Origin of the sequence: Morganella sp. HMSC11D09, assembly GCF_001807955.1 — a bacterium.
Taxonomy (GTDB): Bacteria; Pseudomonadota; Gammaproteobacteria; order Enterobacterales; family Enterobacteriaceae; genus Morganella; species Morganella morganii.
In genome coordinates this window covers 4587-4799 of the sequence record NZ_KV791640.1, presented here as the reverse complement: position 1 = coordinate 4799, position 213 = coordinate 4587, and the positions used below count along the sequence as shown (strand labels likewise).

General features: G+C 49.3%; 1 protein-coding gene. It reads right to left on the bottom strand.

What is annotated here, in order from left to right:
* On the bottom strand, positions 1-213 hold a 213-nt coding region (locus HMPREF3119_RS19015; RefSeq protein WP_246829220.1), incomplete at both ends, for a terminase TerL endonuclease subunit.

Genomic DNA, 213 nt, shown 5'->3' with positions numbered 1-213 from the left:
TTCGTCAGGATCCAGAGAGGAAAGGAAGTCAGAACCACCGCCACCATTCACCATCTGGCGTGATTTGGCGGTAAACAGCGCAACCGGTCCGTCGATTTTGTTTTCCGGTGTCGATTTGTTCGGGAAAATGTTGTCATTTTTGTCCGGTTTTACCGTCACGTTAGACATCATCCAGGACATTACCGGGTTGTGGTCATGGTGAAATTTGCCGGA